The organism is Streptomyces sp. bgisy159 (assembly GCF_057707805.1).
Map to the genome: position 1 here is coordinate 17229 of NZ_JBYIQX010000063.1, position 18716 is coordinate 35944.

Annotated in this window: 17 protein-coding genes and 2 pseudogenes; 11 read left to right on the forward strand and 8 right to left on the reverse strand. The window is 74.4% G+C overall.

What is annotated here, in order from left to right; genetic code table 11:
• Window positions 1-36 precede the first annotated feature (36 nt).
• Window positions 37-1074: a GlxA family transcriptional regulator gene (locus AC3ET3_RS33690; protein WP_432139864.1), complete on the reverse strand. Its 1038-nt coding sequence runs from the start codon at window positions 1072-1074 to the stop codon at window positions 37-39.
• A 241-nt stretch (window positions 1075-1315) separates the two neighbouring features.
• Between AC3ET3_RS33690 and AC3ET3_RS33695 the strand changes: the two genes are divergently transcribed.
• From AC3ET3_RS33695 to AC3ET3_RS33710, 4 genes are all read left to right on the forward strand, one after another.
• The gene (locus tag AC3ET3_RS33695) at window positions 1316-1729 is read left to right on the forward strand and encodes a hypothetical protein (protein ID WP_432139865.1); all 414 of its coding nucleotides are present in this window, start codon (window positions 1316-1318) and stop codon (window positions 1727-1729) included.
• Window positions 1730-1878: 149 nt separating this feature from the next.
• A complete protein-coding gene (locus AC3ET3_RS33700) occupies window positions 1879-2568 on the forward strand; it encodes a hypothetical protein (RefSeq protein WP_432139866.1) in 690 nt (229 codons plus the stop codon).
• A 180-nt stretch (window positions 2569-2748) separates the two neighbouring features.
• Window positions 2749-3414 carry a hypothetical protein gene (locus AC3ET3_RS33705; RefSeq protein WP_435613518.1) on the forward strand — a complete coding sequence of 222 codons (666 nt, stop codon included), beginning with the start codon at window positions 2749-2751 and terminating at the stop codon, window positions 3412-3414.
• 5 nt (window positions 3415-3419) lie between these two features.
• Complete coding sequence (locus tag AC3ET3_RS33710; RefSeq protein ID WP_432139868.1) at window positions 3420-4280, forward strand: SgcJ/EcaC family oxidoreductase; 861 nt, start codon at window positions 3420-3422, stop codon at window positions 4278-4280.
• 353 nt (window positions 4281-4633) lie between these two features.
• On the opposite strand, the pseudogene AC3ET3_RS33715 reads toward AC3ET3_RS33710, so the two are convergent.
• Window positions 4634-5380 (reverse strand): annotated as a pseudogene (locus AC3ET3_RS33715) (glycoside hydrolase family 75 protein); the annotation flags it as partial.
• A 378-nt stretch (window positions 5381-5758) separates the two neighbouring features.
• On the opposite strand from AC3ET3_RS33715, the gene AC3ET3_RS33720 reads away from it, so the two are divergent.
• Window positions 5759-6730 carry a fibronectin type III domain-containing protein gene (locus AC3ET3_RS33720; protein WP_435613519.1) on the forward strand — a complete coding sequence of 324 codons (972 nt, stop codon included), beginning with the start codon at window positions 5759-5761 and terminating at the stop codon, window positions 6728-6730.
• 166 nt (window positions 6731-6896) lie between these two features.
• The gene (locus AC3ET3_RS33725) at window positions 6897-7451 is read left to right on the forward strand and encodes a hypothetical protein (RefSeq protein WP_432139870.1); all 555 of its coding nucleotides are present in this window, start codon (window positions 6897-6899) and stop codon (window positions 7449-7451) included.
• 179 nt (window positions 7452-7630) lie between these two features.
• On the opposite strand, the gene AC3ET3_RS33730 is transcribed toward AC3ET3_RS33725, so the two are convergent.
• The 5 genes and pseudogenes from AC3ET3_RS33730 to AC3ET3_RS33750 all read right to left on the reverse strand — a co-directional run.
• A complete protein-coding gene (locus tag AC3ET3_RS33730) occupies window positions 7631-8176 on the reverse strand; it encodes a PadR family transcriptional regulator (protein WP_432133381.1) in 546 nt (181 codons plus the stop codon).
• A 40-nt stretch (window positions 8177-8216) separates the two neighbouring features.
• Complete coding sequence (locus AC3ET3_RS33735) at window positions 8217-10232, reverse strand: FAD-dependent oxidoreductase (protein WP_432133382.1); 2016 nt, start codon at window positions 10230-10232, stop codon at window positions 8217-8219.
• 133 nt (window positions 10233-10365) lie between these two features.
• Window positions 10366-10905 carry a hypothetical protein gene (locus tag AC3ET3_RS33740; protein WP_432133383.1) on the reverse strand — a complete coding sequence of 180 codons (540 nt, stop codon included), beginning with the start codon at window positions 10903-10905 and terminating at the stop codon, window positions 10366-10368.
• Between the two features lie 148 nt (window positions 10906-11053).
• The gene (locus tag AC3ET3_RS33745) at window positions 11054-11422 is read right to left on the reverse strand and encodes a hypothetical protein (RefSeq protein WP_432133384.1); all 369 of its coding nucleotides are present in this window, start codon (window positions 11420-11422) and stop codon (window positions 11054-11056) included.
• Between the two features lie 166 nt (window positions 11423-11588).
• Window positions 11589-12488 (reverse strand): annotated as a pseudogene (locus AC3ET3_RS33750) (hypothetical protein); the annotation flags it as partial.
• A 384-nt stretch (window positions 12489-12872) separates the two neighbouring features.
• Between AC3ET3_RS33750 and AC3ET3_RS33755 the strand changes: the two are divergent.
• Both AC3ET3_RS33755 and AC3ET3_RS33760 read left to right on the forward strand, forming a co-directional pair.
• Window positions 12873-14933 carry a SpoIIE family protein phosphatase gene (locus tag AC3ET3_RS33755; RefSeq protein ID WP_432133386.1) on the forward strand — a complete coding sequence of 687 codons (2061 nt, stop codon included), beginning with the start codon at window positions 12873-12875 and terminating at the stop codon, window positions 14931-14933.
• Window positions 14934-15046: 113 nt separating this feature from the next.
• Window positions 15047-15700: a hypothetical protein gene (locus tag AC3ET3_RS33760; RefSeq protein ID WP_432156725.1), complete on the forward strand. Its 654-nt coding sequence runs from the start codon at window positions 15047-15049 to the stop codon at window positions 15698-15700.
• A gap of 151 nt (window positions 15701-15851) precedes the next feature.
• Here the strand turns inward: AC3ET3_RS33760 and AC3ET3_RS33765 are convergent, their stop codons facing one another.
• Window positions 15852-16646: a putative protein N(5)-glutamine methyltransferase gene (locus tag AC3ET3_RS33765; protein WP_435613520.1), complete on the reverse strand. Its 795-nt coding sequence runs from the start codon at window positions 16644-16646 to the stop codon at window positions 15852-15854.
• 344 nt (window positions 16647-16990) lie between these two features.
• Between AC3ET3_RS33765 and AC3ET3_RS33770 the strand changes: the two genes are divergently transcribed.
• The 3 genes from AC3ET3_RS33770 to AC3ET3_RS33780 all read left to right on the forward strand — a co-directional run bounded on the left by AC3ET3_RS33770 (window position 16991) and on the right by AC3ET3_RS33780 (window position 18658).
• Window positions 16991-17185, forward strand: coding sequence for a hypothetical protein (locus AC3ET3_RS33770; protein ID WP_432133389.1), 195 nt, complete (start codon window positions 16991-16993; stop codon window positions 17183-17185).
• Between the two features lie 107 nt (window positions 17186-17292).
• Window positions 17293-17910 (forward strand): sulfite oxidase-like oxidoreductase, encoded by a 618-nt coding sequence (locus AC3ET3_RS33775; protein WP_432133390.1) that lies wholly within the window; start codon window positions 17293-17295, stop codon window positions 17908-17910.
• Complete coding sequence (locus tag AC3ET3_RS33780; protein ID WP_432133391.1) at window positions 17903-18658, forward strand: ferredoxin reductase; 756 nt, start codon at window positions 17903-17905, stop codon at window positions 18656-18658. Before AC3ET3_RS33775 ends, AC3ET3_RS33780 begins: the two co-directional genes overlap by 8 nt.
• Window positions 18659-18716 lie beyond the last annotated feature (58 nt).

Sequence of the window (18716 nt, forward strand, 5' to 3'; positions counted from 1 at the left end):
CGGCGATCGCGGGGACGGCGATGCCCTTGTCCGGCTTCATCTCGCGGTCTCCGCCGGGGTGGTGACCGGGGAGAGGCCGCTCGTGACGGTTTCCGGGCCGAAACGCTGCCGGTAGGCCGAGGGCGTGAGTCCCGTCTCCCGGCGCAGCAGGATGCGGAGGTTGGCCGGGGTACCCAGTCCGCTGTTGCGGGCGACGGCGTCGATGCGGGTGTCGCCGCGTTCGAGGAGGCGGCGGGCGAGGGTGACGCGCTGCGCGGTCAGCCACGCGTTCGGGGTGGTGCCCAGCTGGGTGCGGAAGCGCCTGTGCAGGGTGGTGGCGCTCACGGCGGCCTCGGCCGCGAGGTCGGCGACGGTGAGGGGGGTGTCGAGTCGCTGCTGCGCCCAGGCCAGCAGGGGGGCCAGGGACTCGTCGGGCAGGTCGGGCAGGGGTCGTTCGATGAACTGCTTCTGTCCGCCGTCGCGGTGGGCGGGGAACACGAGGCGGCGGCTGATGGTGTTGGCGGTTTCCGCGCCGTGGTCGCGGCGGATGATGTGCAGGCCGAGGTCGAGTGCGGCGGCGCTGCCCGCGGACGTGAGGATGCCGCGGTCCTCGACGAAGAGCACGTCGGGCTCGACGCGGACAGCGGGGTAGCGGGAGCGGAGCAGGTCCGTGCACTGCCAGTGTGTGGTGGCCCGGCGGCCGTCGAGCACACCGGCTTCGGCCAGGGCGAACGCGCCGGTACAGAAGGAGACCAACCGGGCGCCCCGCGCGTGGACGCGGCGTATGACGTCCAGTACGGCGGGGTGTCGAGGGTGGGCGACGTCCGGTCTGCTCGGGATGATCAGGGTGTCGGTGGCCTCGGCGGCTTCGAGTCCGGCGGTTTCGGTGAGAGTGAAGAAGCGGTCGCGCATGACCGTGCGGTCGCCCGGCGTGCAGAGCGCGAACTCATACAGTTTCCGGCCGAGTTCGGGCCGCGGGAGACCGAAGAGTTCGGTGGCGCAGCCCAGTTCGAACGGGTTGGTGTTCTCGTCCACGAGGACCGTCACGCGGTGCGGGCGGAGCTCCGCGTGACGTTGGAAGGATTCTTGCGGCATACGCCACTTCTACCACTCACACCTGCTTTCGACGGCGGTGAAGGATGAGCTCTCGGCACACGGGCTCTCCCCGCACTTCTGCGGGTGTCAGGCCTGCCGCCCCTCCGGCGTCACCTCCCTCGAAAGGAAACTGTCCATGCATCAACTTCAGGACGAGTCCGCCGCGGCAAGGATCACGACGGGTCCGCCTACGGCCGCTGCACGGAGAAGGACGGCCAAGCCCTCAGGGCGACGACGGCGAGTGCGGCTGACCGCGCTCCTGCTCGCCCTGCCCGGTGCGGTGGCTGCCCCGCTGCTCACCGCACAGCCGGCAGCGGCAGCGACCGGCGGGACACTGTGCGTCTGGTCGGCGGCGGACGGCGCCGCCCCCTGGAGCGGAGGGACCTCACCCGGGCAGATCGTGCCCTGCGAGGCCGGAACCACCACCGCCGAGGAGGCGTCGGACCCGCCGAACCCGTCCCTGGGGGCCGCCGGGCCTGTGGTCGACCTCGACGACGCCCTGTCGCAGGTCTGGGGCGACCCCGAGCTGACCGACCTCCAGAAGATCCTGACCGTGCAGTACCTGAGGAACAACTGGGCCGCGGCGGCCGGCCTGGAGGCCAATGCCCGCAAGGCGCTCGCTGACGCCTACGCCGCGGCCGCTCGCGGTCTGTGAAGCCGCGTCGTCCGCGTGTCCCGCCGTTCCCGATCGGCGGTGGACGGGCCCAGCCTGATCGTCGAGCCGGCGCCTCGCCCTCATCGTGAGCGCCCAGGACACCCGGCTCTCCCTCTTCGACTGTCCGACCCTGAAGGGAAACACGCAGCATGCGATCAATTCGACGAGCATCGGTCCTGGCCGGAGTCGCGGTGGGGGCGCTGGCGCTGGCCGCGTCACCGGCCGCGGCGGCCAAGAACCGCACCCTGACGCTGGACGCCGGTGACCCGCTGGCGGCGAAGGCCCTGCAGATCTGTTACGACGTGCACGAACTCGGCCCGGCGGTCCCCTTCGAGAACATCGACTGCAAGATCAGCTACGCCCCGACCGGGTACCGGACCGCGCACGGGCCGGAACACCCGGTGGGCGACCGCGTCCTCAACTACGCGTCCACGACGGTCACCCACTCGCTGGCCTGGTCGGACACGGTCACGAGTTCGGACAGCTTCGAGGTGAGCACCTCGGTGAAGTCCGCCATCTGGGGCGCGGCGGAGGTCGCGGTGACCGCCAAGTACACCAAGACCTGGACGCGGTCGAGCACCGTCTCGCAGACGGACAGCCTGCCGGTCCCGGCCTGCAACGCCGGCTGGTTCGGCAGGGCCGCGGAGATGGGCACCGCCACCGGGGACCTGCGGCTCGACTTCGCGTCGGACACCAAGATCAGGAGCGGCACCAAGAAGAGATACCGGCACGTCGTCATCAACAACAGCACCTTCAGCGCGCCCACCGGCAAGAACGACCTGCTCATCGCCCGTTCCCGCCCCATGACGCCGGAGGAGCGCACGGGCTGCGCCTCCTGAAGCCTGCCCGCCCGCACCGGACAAGTGCCCGTTCCCGGGTGTCGCCCGGTGCGGTGCGGGCCGCCACAGGCCCTCGGCCTCGTTGCCCCGCCCTCGTTCCGCCGCCGCCCTCGTTCCGCCGCCGGCCCGGAGCGCCGAACGGCTCCGGATCCCGCCCGCGACTCCACGGAGAGCACCTCCATGACCTCGACCACGACGGCCTGCGGGCCACCCCCGGCGCAGGCCCGATGCGCCGCCCCGACCACCGCCACCGCCACCGTACTGATCGACGACCAGGCGCTCGAAGAATTCCTGAGCGCGGCGGTCGGCGCGTACCACCTCATCACCGCCGAGGCCCCCCTGCCCTGCTTCGCGCTCTTGCTCGGCCGGGCGGAGGCGTCGACGTTCCACGTGCGGAGCCTCGTCTTCGGCCGCAACGCCCGCACCAGCGACCCGGCGGCGCGGCAGGAGTTCTCCGAGACCATCGTGCCGCGGTTCGGGCCTGCCTACGAGAACGAGCACCGCGGCTGGTGGATGGACTCCACCGACCTCCTCAAGGCGGCCCGGCAGGCCGAGGAGGTCGGCCTGGACCTGCTCGGCTCGATCCACATGCACCCGGACTGGCACCGCATAGGCCCGCCGTCAGCACGCGCTCACGTGCTCAGCGAGCGCCCCACCCCCATGGATCGCCACCTCTTCGGACACTCGGGCTGGCCCCTCAACCTGATCTGCTATCTGGAACGCCGGGACGGCGACTTCTACTACGCGCTCGCGGCCTGGACCCCCACCCCCTCCCGCGCGCCCGGGGGTGGCGGATGTGCGGAACTCGACCTGCGCGTCCGCACCCACACACCTCGGGGGGTGTGACGGACGTGCACGAGCCCGACACGCCGACCGGTACCGGAGCCCAGGAGGGCATCCGGGCGATCCGCGCCCTGTGGGACGCGATGGCCCGAGGCTGGGCGGCAGGGGACGCAGCACGGTTCGCCGCGAGCTTCGCGCAGGACTGCGACTTCACGACTGTACGAGGCGGTAGGCCGGCAGGCCGGCCCGGTATCGAGAGCGGACACGCGGCCCTCTTCCGCGGGCCCTACGCGGGAACCGCACTGGAAACCGACGTCAGGGCCATCCGCTTCCTCCGCCCCGACCTCGCCACGGTCGACGCGGAGTCGACCGTGAGCACCACCGGTGGTGTGGTCCTGGCCCGCACTCATGCTCTGGCGGTCGTGGAGCGGACGGCGACACGCCCATGGCTGATCAGAGCGTTCCACAACATGATCCCCCTACCCCCCGGCGCGCAACAGGCGCCTAGACCAGAGGAGTTCACGGTGACCGAGCCCACCCCCCGGCCGAAGCTGCGTCATCTGGCCATCGTGGCCCGCGCACCCGAGGAACTCGCCGAGTTCTACGCCTCCGTCTTCGCGATGGAACTCTTCCACCGCGAGCCGGACGGCAGTTGCTTCCTCTCCGACGGGTACCTGACACTGGCCCTGATCAAGCACCGGCTCGACGGCGAGACCCCGATGGGGATGAACCACTTCGGTTTCCACGTCGAGAACACGGACGACGTGTCCGCCGCCCTGGTCGCGGCCGGCACCCCGGAGCCGGCGGAACGCAGCACCAGCCGTCCCTACGCCGAGTACCGGGCGATCGATCCGGAGGGCAACTGGTTCGACCTCTCGGCCCACGGCTTCGGCGGCCCGCGTCCGACCGCGGGTCCGACACCGACCTGATCAAGCCGCCGCTGCGCTGCCCGGTGCGGACGCGGTCGATCAGGTCGATCACCGCGGAGACAGGTCGATCACCGCGGAGAATCGTCGGCAGTCGGATGCGCGAGCCCACCGGTACCCGTGCCGTCCCCCGACGGGTCCTGTCCCCCCGCGGACCGCGCGGCGCCGTCCTCCATGCGTCGCTGCCACGTCTTCGCCCACTCCGTCATGCGGACCCGCGTGCCGCGGGCGTCCGGCCGTCCCGACGTGCCCGTCCGGGCGTGCCGTTCGTCCGGAACGGCCGGGTGGGCGTCCGCGTCGGGACCGTCGTCGGCGGGTGCCGGCGCCGCGCCGTCGGGTCGGCTCCCGCTCTCCCCCTCGCCCCGTGCGAACAGGCGGGCCAGCCGCTCCCCCGTGGCCACCGCCGCCGCGTGGTCCTCGATGGGCTCGACCAGGGAATCCCGGAAGACGATGTAGGTGACGCCGGAGGCGATGCCGCCGCCGCGGGGGTCGGGGCGGATGCCGAGGGCCTCGGCGGTGGCGTAGGAGGCCTCGCCGATGATGTCGCGCGGGCCTACGTCGCCGACCACCGCGTACCGGACCCGGTCCCGGTAGACCACCGCCGCGACCGAGCCGCCGCGCACGCCGTGCTCACGGTGGTCCCAGAGGCGGCCGACCGCCGGGACGACGATGTACGGCAGCCGCTCGGCGCTCAGGTACCGCCCGTCGGACTGCCGGAACGCCGTGCTCGCGGAGAAGAGCGGGTCGGTGCGCCGGTTGCAGCGCGCGGTGGGGCGGCCGTCGCAGTCCACGTCCAGGTCGGCCTTCCAGAACACGGCGTTCCGGGTGCCGCAGACCGGGACGGTGGGCGGGGCGCCGGCGTCGGTGCGGTAGCGGCCGCGGGAGACGGGTTCGCAGTCACGGACCTTGGCCAGCAGTTCGGCGGCGGCGACCGGGCCCTGCCGTCCCGGCGCCGGACCGGGCGCGGGCCGCACACCCTGTGCGGCGGGCCACTGCGAGGCGACCTCTCGCGCGGCGACCCGCTGCGGGACGGCGCCGGGCGGGGCGGTCGGGGCCAGCAGGACCAGGCCGGCCGCGGCCAGCGTCAGCGACGGGGCACGCACGATAAGGGAACCTCTCGGGGGAGGGCTGACGGACACTCAGCCCAATGTGGGGGCGGTCGGCCCGTTCGGCCACTTCGAGGGGGCCGTACGTGGGAGGGCTTCTGACGGCGCGGCAGCGCCGGACGCCCGATGCGCTCGCCGCACCGGGCGTCCGGCCCTCCGGCGGGCGCGGGTTCAGCGACGACAGCGGTCCGCGCCCGTGACGCGAACTCACCGGCCCTGCCGGGGAGTTCGATCTCGATGAGCTTCAGCATACGTAACGCTCCGGCACGCCCACCAACACGTCGGCCCGTTGGTCCGGCCCCTTGCCGGGCAGGCCCCCGCGCGCCATATTGGTCCGGACCAATTCCGTCGCCGTTTCGGCCGGGAGGGGAGACCATGCGCCGACGCCGTTCGCTGGGCTGCGCGACCGTCCTGGCCGTGTGCTGCGGCTGCGCGCCGGCGGCCGACGGGGACGAGGGCCGGGCGCCGGGCGCGCCGACCGGTGTCACCGCCGCCGCGGGCAGCGCGACCAGTGTGCACGTCATGTGGAACGCCGTCCGCGCCGGCTCCCCCGTCGCCGCCTACGAGGTCCTGCTGGACGGCGCGAAGGTGCGGGACGTGCCCGGCTCGGCGCACATGGTGGACGTGGTCCGCCTCGCGCCGGCCACGACGTACGTCTTCACCGTGCGCGCCCGTGACGCCGACGGGCGCCTGGGCCCGCGCAGCGCCGGTGTGCGGGCCACCACGCCGGCGGCCGTGGCCGGCGACCGGTCGGCGCCGACCCGGCCCGGGCCGCTCACCGGCCGCGTGGTGGGCACCACGGCCGTACAGCTGTCGTGGTCGGCCGCCGACGACGACCGGGGCGTGCTGTCGTACGACGTGCTGCAGGGCGGGGCGCGGATCCACACCGTGGGCGGCGGGCAGACCGCCACCGTGGTGACGGGGCTGCGGCCGGGGACGCGCTACTCCTTCACCGTGCGGGCCCGGGACGCCGCCGACAACCTCTCGCCGGTCTCCACCACGCTCCGGCTCGCCACCCCGGCGGGCACCGGCGCGACGCGGGACACCGCGCCCACCGGTTTCCGCGCCGGCACGCACCTGGCCGACGGGGCGTACCACATCGACCTGTCGTGGGTGCCGCCGCGGGTGGACGGGGTGGTCACCGAGTACGAGATCCTGCTCGACGGGCGGCCGGCCACCTCGCTGGTCTGGGGCGGGAGCCCGCCGAGCGGGCGTGCCTCCCACAGCTTCTACGCGGGGCGGGAGGCGGGGGTCGCCCACCGGGTGCGGTTGCGGGCCCGGCTGCCGGACGGCACGTGGGGGGCGCTGTCGCAGGAGCGTACGGTGATCACCGGCGGCGGGCGCTGACCGGCGGTCCGTGGGCCGTCCGACGGAATCCGTCACCTGCCCGGGGGCTCCGGGGATGCGGGGCCCGTCCGGGGGGCGTTGGCTGCGGCGTGAGGCAGCACGGGCGTACCCGACCCCTCGGCGGCGCAAGGGATGTACCGCCAACCGTGCCGCCGGAGGCCCTCCCATGCGCGACTCGCGAATTCCTCTGCCCCCTCTGTCCCTGCGACCTGCACTCACCGCGGCAGCCGCCGCCGCGCTCCCCCTCGCCCTGGCCGCCGGCCCGGCCGCCGCCCAGGGATCGGGGATCTCGGTGAGCACCAGCGACTCCACGGTGTCGGTGGTGACCAGCGCCTGTACCCGGATCAACGGCAGCTGGGGCACCGCGGCGCTGCTGACCAGCAGCCAGGCCAACTTCTCCGAGGGGCGCCAGGTGGCGCTGTCGGGGACCACGGTCAGCCAGTCGGCCGCGTGGTCGAACGTCAACCCGGGGACCTACACGGTCGTCGTCATGTGCTCCAACGCGAGTACGGCCGGCAGCCAGACCGTGATCGTCTCCGCTTCCGCCTCCCCGACCGTCACCGCCACGGCGTCGCCCTCGCGGGGTGTGATGGGCGGCCAGGGCGGCGGGATCAAGGACTACGGCACGATCACCCTGGCGGCGGGCGGTGCGCTGGTCGGCGTCGGAGTGATCGCGGCGGCCTGGTTCCTGCGCCGCCGCTCCAAGCCGTACCGGTTCTGACCGGTACCGTCGCGCCGGGGCGGGAACGCCGACGCGCGGGGGCGGGAACGCCGACGCGCCGGAGCGAGAGGCGTACAGGCGCTGCGAAACGCGTGTGCCGCCGGTAGGAGAGGCACACCACCTGCGCGATCGGCGGGCCGCCGACGCGGTCGCGGCACCGGCCGGCCGGTGCCCCCGGTTCAGTCGCCGTCGGGGAGTTCCGCGAACTCCGCCAGGGCGTGGCCGAGCCACCCGGTCCAGAAGGTCTCCAGGTCGATCCCGGCCCGCAGCACCAGGTGGCGCAGCCGGTCCTCGGGACTGTCCCGGCCGGGCGGGAAGTCGCGCCGTTCGATCTCCTGGTACTCGGCCAGCTGACGCCGGTGCAGGTCGAGGTGGCGGCGCAGGTCGGCCTCCAGGCCCGCGGTGCCGACCACGGCCGCGGCGCGCAGCCGCAGCAGCAGCGGGTCGCGGTGCGGCCTGGGGTCCTGCCCGGCGGCGGTCCAGCGCTCCAGTTCGGCGCGGCCCGCGGGCAGGACCTCGTAGCTCTTCCGCTGCCCGCGGGCCGGCTGCTCGCCGGGGAGCGCCCGGATGTGGCCGTCGGCCTCCAGTTTTCCCAGCTCGCGATAGATCTGCTGATGCGTCGCCGACCAGAAGTAGCCGATCGACCGGTCGAACCGGCGGGTCAGCTCCAGCCCGGAGGACGGCTTTTCCAGCAGGGCGGTGAGGATCGCGTGCGGGAGTGACATGGGGTCATCCTAGGGACGCCGTGCGGGGCGCTGTCAGTACCTAGAGGGTCGCCGCCAGCTCGGTGCCCTGCTTGATGGCCCGCTTCGCGTCCAGCTCCGCCGCCACGTCGGCGCCGCCGATGAGGTGGACGCTGCGTCCGGCGGCGGCCAGCGCGTCGTACAGGTCGCGGCGCGGTTCCTGGCCGGTGCACAGCACGATGGTGTCGACCTCCAGGACCGTGCTCTCCTCGCCGACGGTGAGGTGCAGACCTGCGTCGTCGATCCGGTCGTAGCGCACGCCGGGGACCATGGTGACGCCGCGGTGCTTGAGCTCGGTGCGGTGGATCCAGCCGGTGGTCTTGCCGAGTCCGGCGCCGACCTTGGTGGTCTTGCGCTGGAGCAGGTGGACGGTGCGCGGCGGGGCCGGCCGCTCGGGGGCGGTGAGGCCGCCGGGCGCCGTGTAGTCCATGTCGACGCCCCAGTGGCGGAAGTACGTCGCCGGGTCCTCGCTCGCCTTGTCGCCGCCGTCGGTGAGGTACTCGGCGACGTCGAAGCCGATGCCGCCGGCGCCGAGGATCGCGACGCGGTCACCCACGGGGGCGCCGTCGCGCAGCACGTCGAGGTAGCCGAGGACGCGGGGGTGGTCGATACCCGGGATGTCGGGCGTGCGCGGGGTGACGCCGGTGGCGACGACGACCTCGTCGTAGTCCGCCAGGTCGCCCGCCTCGACGGGGGTGGCGAGGCGTACGTCGACGCCGTGGGTGTCGAGCTGGTGGCGGAAGTACCGCAGTGTCTCGTCGAACTCCTGCTTGCCGGGGACCTTGCGGGCCACGTTGAGCTGGCCGCCGATCTCGCTCGCGGCGTCGAAGAGGGTGACGTGGTGGCCGCGTTCGGCGGCGCTGACCGCGCAGGCGAGGCCGGCCGGTCCGGCGCCGACGACGGCCACGCGCTTCTTCAGCCGGGTCGGGGCGAGGACGAGTTCCGTCTCGTGGCAGGCGCGCGGGTTGACCAGGCAGGAGGTGATCCTGCCGCTGAAGGTGTGGTCGAGGCAGGCCTGGTTGCACCCGATGCAGGTGTTGATGGCCTCCGGGGTGCCGGCGGCGGCCTTGGCGACGAAGTCGGGGTCGGCGAGCATCGGGCGGGCCATCGACACCATGTCCGCGCAGCCGTCGGCGAGCAGCTGCTCGGCGACCTCGGGGGTGTTGATGCGGTTGGTGGTGACGAGCGGGACGGACACCGCGCCCATGAGCTTCTTGGTGACGAAGGTGTACGCGCCGCGCGGCACGGAGGTGGCGATGGTGGGGATGCGCGCCTCGTGCCAGCCGATGCCGGTGTTGATGATCGTGGCGCCGGCCTCCTCGACGGCCCGGGCGAGGGTGATCACCTCGTCGAGGGTGGAGCCGCCGGGGACCAGGTCGAGCATCGACAGCCGGTAGACGACGATGAAGTCGTCGCCGACCGCCTCGCGCACCCGCCGCACGATCTCCACGGGGAAGCGCATGCGGTTCTCGTAGGAGCCGCCCCAGCGGTCGGTGCGGTGGTTGGTCGGTGCGGCGATGAACTCGTTGATGAGGTAGCCCTCGGAGCCCATGATCTCCACGCCGTCGTAGCCGGCCTGCCGGGCGAGGCGGGCGGTGCGGGCGTAGTCCTCGATGGTGCGTTCGACGTCGGCGTCGGTGAGTTCACGGGGCGGGAAGGGGCTGATGGGCGCCTGGAGGGGGCTCGGGGCGACCAGGTCGCGGTGGTAGGCGTAGCGGCCGAAGTGCAGGATCTGCAGGGCGATCCGGCCGCCCTCGCGGTGCACGGCCTCGGTGACCGGGCGGTGCCGGTCGGCCTCCTCCTCGGTGGTGAGCTTGGCGCCGCCCTCGTAGGGCCGGCCCTCGTCGTTGGGGGCGATGCCGCCGGTGACGATGAGGCCGACCCCGCCACGGGCCCGCTCGGCGTAGAAGGCCGCCATCCGCTCGAAGCCGCGCTCGGCCTCCTCCAGTCCGACGTGCATCGAGCCCATCAGGACGCGGTTGGGCAGCGTGGTGAAGCCCAGGTCGAGCGGGCTCAGCAGGTGGGGGTAACGGCTCATCGGGCCCTCCGTGCGCGGTGTGGTCCCTCTGTTGTAGAGGCACCGCGCCCCTTTGTGCAACTAGTTGCACAAAGCTTGGGGCTTGACGTCGGTCACACGGCGGGAACAGTCACCGGCGGCACGGCCGCCCAGGTCAGCCGCAGTCGGACACCGGTCGCAGCGCGGTGATCCGGTCCAGCGGCACGGCGGCGGTACGACCGTCCGCGCGCAGGACGAGGAAACCGTCACCGCCGCCGCGCAGCGCCCCGCACACGGTGACGGCACCGGTGGAGACCTGGACCAGGCCCTCCGTGGCGCCCCGCCTCGGTACCGGCCACCAGGAGGCGGCGGTGGACAGCGCCAGCAGGACGACCGCGACGAAGGTGAGAACGATGCCGAGCCGCAGCACGCGGCCCGCACGGGCGGCTGGGGCCGTGCGGGCGCCGCCGTAGAGCGGCCAGGCGACCAGGCCCACCAGCAGCACCGCGAGACAGGCGACCGCCAGCGCGGCCAGCGCCAGCACGCCGGCGAGGATCTGGACACCCCGGGGCACCTGGTCGGGCCCGGAGCCCTTGAGCACTCCGCACAGGCCGACGAACCCCAGTACGGCGAGCTGCAACCCGTGCCAGCCCTTCGCCGCCGTACGCAGCCCGTCCGCCTCCCGGGCCGTCCCCGGCACACCGCCGTTCGCCATCAGGCCACCTCCGAGGGCCATCCTGTCCGGCGGCGGCCGCGGCACGACGGCGGCCCGACCGGCGCGGGCGCCCTTTCACCCCACCGGGCGGCCGGGGCGCGGGCGTCGCCCCGCCCGGGCCCGCCGGGCCGGGCCCGGGCGGGAGCCGTCAGCGGCTTTCGAGCAGGACGTGCAACTCACGCTCCTGATCGCCGGAGGCGGCGGTCAGGTCGCGCACCGAGAAGAGGGAGTCGAGGGCGTCGCGCAGCCGGTCGATCGCCCAGTAGCCGCCCTGCGCGTCGGCCTCGACGGTGGACGACAGCCGCGCGGGCGGTGGGCAGCTGTGGGTCTCGGTGACCTCGAAGGTGCCGAGCCAGACCATAGGACGGGTCTCGTGCAGCTGTTGCGGGACATCCCCGGCGGAACGGTCGGACTCGAAGCAGGTGCCCAGCGCCTCGAAGACGATCCGCGCGTCCTCCTTGTTGCATCCGCTGATCTCGACGGAGACGGACTCCTCGTGCTGTCGCTCGCGGTCCATCGTGTTCGCTCCTCTCGTGGCGGTGGCGCGGCGGCGCCCACATTGCGCGCCGCACTGGTCGCGGTGCCCAGCGGGCCGCGTCGCATCCCCGGATTCGCGCCACCTCCCCAGAAAAGCACCACTTCGCCCGACGGGCACCAGCGCGGCGGCCGGCACCCGGCCTGCCGCGGGTGAAGCGGTAGGTCTTGCTGTCGGTCAGCACGCAGAAGCCCGGCGAGAGCACGATCACGCGCAGGGTGCCGGTACGGCGGTCGTAGTCGACCCCTTCCGCCTCGAAGGTGCCCGAGCACCCGCTGCGCAGCGGCAGTCCGCGCAGGGCGGTGACATGCCCGGCGACGTCCGAGGCGCCCTCCGGAGGGGCGGACAGGTCGACCCGCAGCAGTGGCTTGGTGAGGCCGAAGAGGGTGCCGTCCGGGTCGTCGGAGGAGCACAGGAGGGTGGTCGGGCCGGAGAAGTCGCAGCCCTGGACGTCGCGTACGGCGTGGTCGAGCCGGACGGTGGCGACCCGGGGCAGGTCGGCGGACGGCGAGGTGGCGGGGTTGACCCCGGGGGTCGGGAAGACGAGGAACCGGGTCATGGTGCCCCACTCCCCCGCCAGCATCCACTGGCCGTCCGGGGATATCGCCACCCAGGAGTTGTTCAGCGCCTCGTCGGGGGCGAGCGTGTGGACGTACTCGGACCAGGAGCCGGCGGGCGTGCGCACCCGGAACATCTTGGCGCCGTTCGAGTCGGACTGGTAGGGCTCGACGTAGTGGCCGTCGTAGGCGGCGTCGGGGTCGCCGACATGGTTCCAGCCGCGCAGCGAGACGCCGAACGGGATGGTGCCGATGCCGGTGTAGCGGTTGGGGCTGCCCGCCGGGACCTCGACCGAGGCCAGCCCCTGGCTCTCGGTGAGCGGGTCGGCGCGGTCGGAGCCCACCTCGGTCCACACCTCGGTGGTCGCGCCGGCCCCGGCTGCCGCGGCGGGCGGCGCCGCGGCCAGGGCGGCGACCGCGACGGTGGCCAGCGCGACGAGGGCGGCACGGAGCGTGACCGGGTGACGGCGGCGGGTGGGGCGCAAGGGCATGGCGGGGCTCCTCGACCGGGGATGGGAAGGCGCTCGGCGCACAGTCTGGACCGCTTCGGTAGTCATGTACAGACCAACCGATGGCCGGGCGGGAACCGATCGGCGAACACCTCCCCGCGCCGGACCCGTGACACGACACCTCCCGCGCCGGACCCATGGCACCTGCCCGCACCCACCCCGTGAGACCTGCCCTCCCCGCCCGCGACACCTCCCCGCGCCGGCCCCGTGGCACCTCCCCGCGCCCGGCCGGTCACGCCTGCCCGCGCAGCGCATGCGAGGCCGCGCCAGGCATGGGAGAAGAGGGTTGGGCGCGGTAGAACTGGGGGAGTCGGCACGAGGGGCGTCGTGCCGCGGCAGAACCTAGGTGCGGAGGCGATGCTGAGCATGAGTCCAGCCGATCCGGTGACGCCCGAGAGCGGCGGCCCGATACGGCCCGGTGGCCTGCTCGACGTCCTGAACGTGGCCTCCGTGGTCCTGGACGCCGAGGGACGCATCGTGCTGTGGAGCCCGCAGGCCGAGGAGCTGTTCGGCTACTCGGCCGGGGAGGCGCTGGGCCGGTACGCGGCCCGCGTCATGGTGCACGAACGCCACATCGACCTGGTGGTCAGACTCTTCGCGGACGTCATGGAGACCGGCCGCAGCTGGGCGGGGGCCTTCCCGATCCGCCGCAAGGACGGGACCACCCGGCTGGTGGAGTTCCGCAACATGCGCCTGACGGACGTCCGGGGCGACGTCTACGCCCTGGGGCTCGCCGCGGACCGGCCCACCCTGCGCCAGGTGGAGCAGGACCTGGCGCTGTCCACCCGGCTGGTCTCGCAGTCGCCGGTGGGCCTCGCCGTCCTCGACAACGAGCTGCGGTACGTGTCGGTCAACCCCGCGCTGGAGCGGATCGACGGTGTGCCGGCCGGCGAGCACCTGGGGCGCACACTGCGCGAGGTGGTGCCGCTGCTGGACGCGGAGGCGCTGGAGAAGGCGGCACGCCGGGTGCTGCGCACGGGGGTGCCGCTGGTCGACCGGTCCACGGTCGGGCGCACACCGGCGGACCCGGACGAGGACCACGCCTGGGACGTGTCGCTGTACCGGCTGGAGGACTCCCGGGGCACCGTGCTGGGCGTGGCGGTGTCGGTGGTGGACGTCACCGACGAGTACCGGGCTGGCGTGGAGGCGGAGACGGCCCGCCGCCGGCTGGCGTTGATCGCCGACGCCTCCACCCGGATCGGCACCACCCTCGACCTGGAGCGCACCGCGCGCGAGCTGGCCGACGTGGCGGTCCCGGAGCTGGCCGACATCGCCGCGGTGGATCTGCTGGACGCCGTGGTGGCCGGTCGGCCGGCGAGCCTCAGGCCCACCGAGTCGGCCGTGATCCGGGCGCTGGCGGTGCGTGCCTACGCCGCGCCGGAGGCGCTGGCGGCGGCCGATCCACCGGGGCAGGTCGCCCGCTACGGCCCCGACCGGCTGGTCACGGAATGCGTACGCGCGGGCCGGCCCATCATGGTGCCGGAGGTCAAGGACGACGACCTGGCCCGCATCGCCCGCTCCCCCGAGGCGGCCGAGCTGCTGGCACGCGCGGGCGTGCACTCGTATCTCGCGGTCCCGCTCATCGCGCGCGGCGAGGTGCTCGGCGCACTCGACCTGAAGCGGACCCGCAACCCGCTGTCGTTCGGCCGGGACGACCTGCTGCTGGCGCGGGAGCTGGCGGCACGCGCGGCCGTCCAGATCGACAACGCCCGCTGGTACCAGAACGCCCGTACCACCGCGCTCACCCTGCAGCGCAGTCTGCTGCCCAGCCATCCGCCGGTGACCGGCGCCCTGGAGGTGGCCTCCCGCTATCAGCCGGCGGGCGCGACCACGGAGGTGGGCGGCGACTGGTTCGACGTGATCCCGCTGGAGGGCCGGCGGACCGCGCTGGTCGTGGGCGACGTGATGGGCAGCGGCATCGACGCGGCCGCCACCATGGGTCGGCTGCGCACCGCGACGACCACCCTGGCCTCGCTCGGCCTGGACCCCGCCGTACTGCTGGAGCACCTGGACCGGATCACCGACGGCCTCGACCACTCCATCGCCACCTGCCTCTACGTCGTCCACGACCCGGACGCGGGCCGGTGCCGGATCGCCAACGCCGGACATCTGCCGCCGGTGCGGCTGAGCGCCGGGCACCGGCCCGAGCTGCTCGACCTGCCCACCGGGGCGCCGCTGGGCGTGGGCGGGGTGCCGTTCTCGACGACCACCGTGGACTTCGCCCCCGGGGACCGGCTGGTGCTCTACACCGACGGGCTGGTCGAGACCCGCCGCCACTCGCTGGACGAACGGCTGGACACCCTGCTCTCCCTCCTGGACGGGCCCGCCCGGGAACTGGAGGAGCTGTGCGACTTCCTGCTGCGCACCCTGCACCACCCCGACAACCACGACGACGTGGCACTGCTGGTGGCCCGGGCCCGGGACTGACCTGGGCCCCGCCGACACGGTTCACAGGAACTCGTTACCGGCTTCTTACCGTCGTTCTCCCACAATCGACAGCAAGGCGTGCGCCCGTGCCGCCGGGACGCAGGAGGTGAGCCGTGACGCAGGAACCGGATCGCGAACGCACCGACAAGGACGAGCACACGGGGAAGGACCGGCGGACCGCGAGGGGCGGGCGCTCCGTCCGCGGCCGCGCGGTGGTCGCGGGGACCACGGTGGCCGTGCTGGCGCTGGGCGGCACCGTCGCCTACGCGGCGACGTCCGGGGCGGAGCGCTCCGGCGGCGGTTCGCCGGCGCCGACGGCGTCCTCCCCCGGGCACGGGCGAGGCCATGGACACGGCCCCGCCTTCGGCCTCGGTGGCGCCGTGCACGGCGAGGCGACGGTCAAGGACCGCGACTCGGGCGAATGGATCGTACGGGTCTGGCAGCGCGGCACGGTGGAGAAGGTCGACGGCGACCGGGTCACCGTCCGGAGCGAGGACGGCGCCTCGTGGACCTGGACGGTGGGGTCCGGCACCCCCGTCCTGCGCGACGGCGGCAAGAGCACCGGGGCCGGTGCGCTGGAGAAGGACGAGTCGGTCAGGGTGGCGGGCACCCGGACCGGGGACACGCGGACCGCGGAGCGCGTGGTGTCCGGCCCCTTCGGCGACACGCCGAGGGACGGCGACGGACACGGCGGCCCGGGGCACCGCTGGGGGAACGGGCACCGCTGGGGCGACGACGGCCCCGAGGCCTCCGGCGAGGCCACCTGAGGTCCCGAGGCCCTGGAACGCCGAGGTCTTCGGGGTTCCGTGAGAGTCAGCCCTGGTGGATGGGGCCCCGAGGGCCCCGGCCCCCGACAGCCCCGAGATCTGCGGACCCGGAACCCGGGAACCGCCGACGCGGCGACGCCGGGAGGCCGGGTCAGGTCTCCGTGTCCGCCCGGTCGCGGGTGCCGGTCACCACCCATGCGGCCGACTCCTCGTCGGCGTGCACCCGAGCCGTCAGGCCGCTCCGGGTGAACGCCTCGACCGCGTGCGGGGCCTGACGCTCGCCGGTCTCGACCAGGAGGCGGCCGCCGGGCGCCAGCCACCGTGGTGCCCCGGCGGCCACCCGGCGCAGCACGTCCAGGCCGTCGCCGCCACCGTCGAGTGCGGTGCGCGGCTCGTGGTCGCGGGCCTCCGGCGGCAGCAGGGCGATCTCGCCGGTGGGGACGTACGGCACGTTCGCGGCGAGGAGGTCGATCCGGCCGCGCAGCCGCTGCGGAAGCGCCGCGAACAGGTCGCCCCGGTGCACCTGCGCGCCCCATTCGGCGAGGTTGCGGCGGGCGCAGCGCACGGCGGCCGGGTCGACGTCCGCCGCGTGGAGTTCGAGGGGGGCCAGCGCCGCGGCGAGGGCCGCGCCGACCGCACCCGAGCCGCAGCACAGATCCACCACCACACGGGCGTGGGGTGCGGCGGCGAGGGCTTGGTCGACGAGGAACTCGGTCCGGCGACGCGGCACGAAGACCCCCGGCTCCACGACGACCCGCCGCCCATGGAACTCCGCCCAGCCCACGACCTGCTCCAGCGGCAGCCCGCCGGCGCGGCGCTCCACCAGGTCCGCCGCCTCCGCGGCCGTGCCGGCGGTGGCGAGGATCAGGTCCGCCTCCTCCTCGGCGAAGACGCACCCCGCGGCGCGCAGCCGCGCGGCGACGGCTTCCCGCGAGGGGACGGACACCGCGGGAGCGTGGGACGCAGAAGCGCCGGGGCCGGGACCGGCGGGCTCGATCGGGGACACGGGCGGTCACCCTACCCCAGCGCCGAGGAGCCCCAACGGTCGGACGCCGACGGTCTCTTCGGCCTCCCTCTCAGACGCCTCGGCCTCCTCCTCGGACGCCCCGGCCTCCTCGGCGCGCCACCGCCCGGGACCGGCGAGCGCCGGGTGCGAGCGTTCGCGGCGGGCGGCGACGGCCACGGCCGCGAGCCCCGCCGGCTGCCGACCGCCGGCAGGCGGCCGAGCAGCGTCCCGACGGGGCGGCCCACGCCCTCGCTGTCGAAGTTCCCGGGGACAACCGGGTCCAGGTGCTGCCCCTGACCGACGCGGGCCGGGAGACCCTCGCCCAGGTCGCCGAGAGCCGCCGGACGGCGTTCCGGCAGCGGTCGGCGGACCGGCCGGCACGCGACCTGGCGCGGTTCGGGCGGTACCTGGTCCGGTACAACGCGTGGCCGCCCGGGGACTTCGGCCCGAGGACGGCGACCGGCGCGCGGGAGCGGTAGCGGCGCGCGGGAGCGCCGGTCCCGGGGGCCGGCGGCCGCCGCCGGACACGTACCGTTGACCGCGCAACCGTTTCCTCCGTGTCGCAGACAGACAGGCAGCACCCCGCATGGCACCACCCGACCACGTCACCCGAGGCTTCACCGGGCGGCCGCGCGTCCACCGGCCCGGCCTGCCGCCCGGTCAGTACGACGCGCGCGACGACTGGCCCGTGCTGTCCGCCGAGGTCACCCCGGACCTCGCGCCCGCCGACTGGACCTTCCGCATCGACGGCCTGGTGGCCCGGCCCCGCACCTGGACCTGGGACGAGGCGCGGGCGCTGCCCGGGTCGGCGTACGAGGGCGACATCCACTGTGTGACCGGCTGGTCGAAGTTCGGAGTCCGGTTCGGGGGCGTCTCCCTGGACGCGTTCTGGGCCGAGGCGCGCCCGGCGTCGTCGGCGACGCACGCCGTGGCCTACGCGCACACCGGCTACACGACGAACCTGCCGCTGGCGGACCTGACCGGCGGCCGGGCGTGGCTCGCCTTCGACTACGAGGGCCGCCCGCTGCCGCCCGAGCACGGCGGCCCGGCGCGGCTGCTGGTGCCCCACCTGTACTTCTGGAAGAGCGCCAAGTGGATCGCCGGGATACGGCTCCTCGACCACGACGAGCCGGGGTTCTGGGAGGCCAACGGCTACCACGAGCGGGGCAACCCGTGGAAGGAACAGAGGTACGCCGGTGACTGAGACCTCCGCCTGTCCGACCCGGTTCGCGGTGCCCGGCCGGATCGCCGTGGGGGCCGGGGAAGCGGGCGTGTGGCGGACCGCCACGCTGGTCCGGATCCGCCGGGAGACGCCGCGCACGTCCACCTTCCGGCTCGCGGTGCCCGGCTGGCCGGGGCATCTGCCCGGCCAGCACCTGATGCTGCGGCTGACCGCCGAGGACGGCTACACCGCCCAGCGCCACTACTCGATCGCCTCCGCCCCCGACGGTTCGGACCGGATCGACCTGACGCTGGACCACGTCGAGGGCGGCGAGGTCTCCGGCTGGTTCCACACCGTCGCCCGGCCCGGGGACCGACTGGCGGTGCGCGGCCCGGTGAGCGGCTTCTTCGCCTGGCCCGGGGACCGGCCCGCGCTGCTGATCGGGGCGGGCTCCGGGGTCGTACCGCTGATGTCGATGGTCCGCCACCACCGGGCGCGCGGCCTGACCGTGCCACTGCGGCTGCTGGTGTCCGCGCGCGGCCCCGAGGACCTGATCTACGCCCGGGAGTACGGCGCGGAGACGACCCCGGTGTTCACCCGGCGGGCGCCCGCGGGCGCCGCGGTCGGGCGGCTGGCCGCCGCGCACCTGGCCCCGCTGTTCGCCAAGGTGCCGCCCGGCGGCTGGGAGGCGTACGTGTGCGGCTCGAACGCGTTCGCCGAGCACGCCTCCCGGCTGCTGGTCGCCGCCGGACAGCCGGTGGACCGCATCCGCGTCGAACGCTTCGGCTGACCCACCGCGACCGGACCCACCCGGCGGCCGGTCATTCCGCGACCGCCCCCCCCCCCCA

What these genes read in the sequence shown, in the direction of transcription:
- AC3ET3_RS33775 (WP_432133390.1), top strand. Translation starts at nt 17,293, where the DNA reads ATGGCACCACCCGACCACGTCACCCGAGGCTTCACCGGGCGGCCGCGC.
- AC3ET3_RS33740 (WP_432133383.1), bottom strand. Translation starts at nt 10,905, where the DNA reads ATGGCGAACGGCGGTGTGCCGGGGACGGCCCGGGAGGCGGACGGGCTG.
- AC3ET3_RS33755 (WP_432133386.1), top strand. Translation starts at nt 12,873, where the DNA reads ATGAGTCCAGCCGATCCGGTGACGCCCGAGAGCGGCGGCCCGATACGG.
- AC3ET3_RS33690 (WP_432139864.1), bottom strand. Translation starts at nt 1,074, where the DNA reads ATGCCGCAAGAATCCTTCCAACGTCACGCGGAGCTCCGCCCGCACCGC.
- AC3ET3_RS33730 (WP_432133381.1), bottom strand. Translation starts at nt 8,176, where the DNA reads ATGTCACTCCCGCACGCGATCCTCACCGCCCTGCTGGAAAAGCCGTCC.
- AC3ET3_RS33725 (WP_432139870.1), top strand. Translation starts at nt 6,897, where the DNA reads ATGCGCGACTCGCGAATTCCTCTGCCCCCTCTGTCCCTGCGACCTGCA.
- AC3ET3_RS33745 (WP_432133384.1), bottom strand. Translation starts at nt 11,422, where the DNA reads ATGGACCGCGAGCGACAGCACGAGGAGTCCGTCTCCGTCGAGATCAGC.
- AC3ET3_RS33700 (WP_432139866.1), top strand. Translation starts at nt 1,879, where the DNA reads ATGCGATCAATTCGACGAGCATCGGTCCTGGCCGGAGTCGCGGTGGGG.
- AC3ET3_RS33720 (WP_435613519.1), top strand. Translation starts at nt 5,759, where the DNA reads ATGCGCCGACGCCGTTCGCTGGGCTGCGCGACCGTCCTGGCCGTGTGC.
- AC3ET3_RS33705 (WP_435613518.1), top strand. Translation starts at nt 2,749, where the DNA reads ATGACCTCGACCACGACGGCCTGCGGGCCACCCCCGGCGCAGGCCCGA.
- AC3ET3_RS33735 (WP_432133382.1), bottom strand. Translation starts at nt 10,232, where the DNA reads ATGAGCCGTTACCCCCACCTGCTGAGCCCGCTCGACCTGGGCTTCACC.